A 2,418-nucleotide genomic window follows, 5' to 3' on the forward strand; every position below is an offset into this window, starting at 1 on the left:
CTACTGCAGTACGAAATTAGTGAAAAGCAACTGTTCGATCACCACTTTGCCCAGCTCTTTCTGCGCCACTTCCTGAACGCTGGCCGTGGCTTTCTGACGCAACATCTCCTGGCCGACCGGGGTCGCCAGCGTGGCGAAATCCTGACCGGAAAACAGCATGACCAGGTTATTGCGGATCACTGGCATGTGGACTTTGAGCGCCTCCAGATCAGCCTGATTACGCCCCTGCATGGTGATGCTCACCTGCATGTAGCGCTGACGGCCGTTCTGGGTGTAGTTGGCTACGAAGGCTGGAGCCATTGGCTCGAAGATCGCCGGCTGCTTGCCGACCACAGCGGTTTCAGTCGCGGCGGCAGGCTTGCTCTGGGCGCCGTGCATGAAGAACCAGGTCGCCCCCACGGACAAGCCGATCGCCAGCAGCAGGGCCACGACGATCACAATGATCAGCTTGATTTTGCCTTTGGTTGCGGGGTCTTTTACTACTGCTTCACTCTTCGCCATGCCAATAATCCGTCACTATTCGGGTTTTCACAGTCGCACGGCAAGGCAAGAGCAAGTGTTATGCCAGAAGTGTCTGGGGCTATGTGGAGGCGGCAGGCAGGCAACGGAAATCAAAAGATCGCAGCCTTCGGCGGCTCCTGCATTTGGATGGTGTACACCCGTAGATACAAGGAGCTGCCGAAGGCTGCGATCTTTTGAGGGGGCGTCCTGATTTATCAGGCGTAATAATCGACCGCGCTGGTGCCGATCACGCTGGTGGTGTTGGCGGCCACATCAGCGACCGTCGCAGGAAGCTCTTCATCCATCGAATCGAGGCGACCGCCACTGGCATTGGTGCGCCCGCCCTGCCCCTGTTGAGCCTGTTCCTGCCCCTGGCCCTGGCCCTGGCCCTGCCAGCCACGGGACTGATCGGAAACGTTGACGTCGACCTGGCCCATGCCCTGCTGCGCGAACATGTCTCGCAGGCGATGCATTTGCCCGTCGAGTGCTTCGCGAACGCTTGGGTGAGCGCTCATGAAGGTCACTTGGGTCTGCTGATCCGGAACCATGTTCACCCGAATATCGAGGCGTCCCAGTTCGGCCGGTTGCAACTGGATATCCGCCGCCTTGAGATTGGCGCTGGACAGGTACATGACCCGGTTGACCACCTCTTCGGTCCAACCGCTCTGATGCATGGCGATCGGTTGGTTCACCGGCAATGCATTGGCAGTCTTGGGTGTTGCCGCTTGGGTCAGAGCCGCCAGACGATTGGCGAAGTCATCGACACGGGTGTCGCTGCTGGCGGACTTGAGATCCTTGAGGCCGTCATCGATCAGGCCACTGAACGCCTTCTCGCCGCCCTGGCTGGTGCTGTCCTGATCAGCCTGCACGTCGAGCATGCTCGCCATGCCTGCAGCAAAGTTCTGTGCCGAGGTCAGCTCGCCGTCGACGTGAGCCTGAGTCGGCGCCGCTTTTGGCTGAGCCTGGCTGGCGGCCGAAACGTGCCCGCTCTGCTCCAACGCCATACGCACGGCCGGCAGCGCATCAAGAGGATCGGCTTCGGGATCGAAATCAGGATCGGTGGTCGCAGCGGCCGGCGTCGCTGTTGCGGTAACGGCGGCCGCGACGGGTGCTTGTACGGTTGACTGCACAGCGGCGACAACCGGTGGGGTTTCCGGTACAGGGGCTGGCAGCACCGGCTGCACCACTTGCATCAACGCCGGATCGAGGGCTGGATCGAGGGCTGGATCGACAGGCGCGGTATCGACTACCGGCGTCGTCGGCTCAGCGGTATCCGGCGCGTCATCGCTGGCGGTCTTGTCATCGGCCTGCGCCGGTTTATCGGCGGGCAAGGATTTGCCGCTATCGGCAACCGTCGGTTCCTGGGCGGCAGACGAGTCGTTGCCCACGTCCTTTTTGCCAGTGTTGTCCGAGGCTTTGTCACGTACAGGTTTAGCCGATCCGTCCGCCGTAGCCGAAGGCTTGTTCTGGGCTTGATTGGCGTAGACCTCAGCGAAGCTGGACRCCTTGTCCCCGGGCTCAACCGTCGACGCCGGTGTATTGGCGGACGCGGCTTGAGTCTTGGCCGCAGCAGCGGCCTGAATAAGAATGTTGGGGGTAACGGGCATGGAACGGTCTCCGCTGCACTGGGATCGTAGGTACAGTTGAGTGAGTTGACTGCAAGGGTCGAGCCAGCTTTGTTCGCTGGCCGCCAAAAGCGCTGGATGGTTGTCTTATTCAGCCAGGGAACGTTGGCGCTCTGCCTCAAAAAGCGGTCGAACAATCGCGAATTCGCCGTCGATCTCTCCAACCAGCGCTTCTATGCCTTCGAGTTTTTTCTCTTTGGCTCGCTGCTCCAGCTCATGGCACAGCTCAGCCAACCGAGTCGCGCCCATGTTGCTGCTGCTGCCCTTGAAACTGTGCGCCGTGGCACCTAAC

At 60.7% G+C, this 2,418-nt stretch carries 3 protein-coding genes; all 3 read right to left on the reverse strand.

The features are described 5' to 3' along the window. Complete coding sequence (fliL, locus tag AC1DLB_RS27640; RefSeq protein ID WP_064619464.1) at positions 1 to 501, reverse strand: flagellar basal body-associated protein FliL; 501 nt, start codon at positions 499 to 501, stop codon at positions 1 to 3. Between the two features lie 215 nt (positions 502 to 716). Beyond that, positions 717 to 2,108 (reverse strand): flagellar hook-length control protein FliK, encoded by a 1,392-nt coding sequence (locus AC1DLB_RS27645; RefSeq protein WP_477786061.1) that lies wholly within the window; start codon positions 2,106 to 2,108, stop codon positions 717 to 719. A 105-nt stretch (positions 2,109 to 2,213) separates the two neighbouring features. Next, positions 2,214 to 2,418: Hpt domain-containing protein (locus AC1DLB_RS27650; protein ID WP_477786062.1), on the reverse strand; the 205-nt coding region annotated here is incomplete at its 5' end.

The sequence above is a fragment of the Pseudomonas sp. 05N434 genome, from assembly GCF_056396965.1.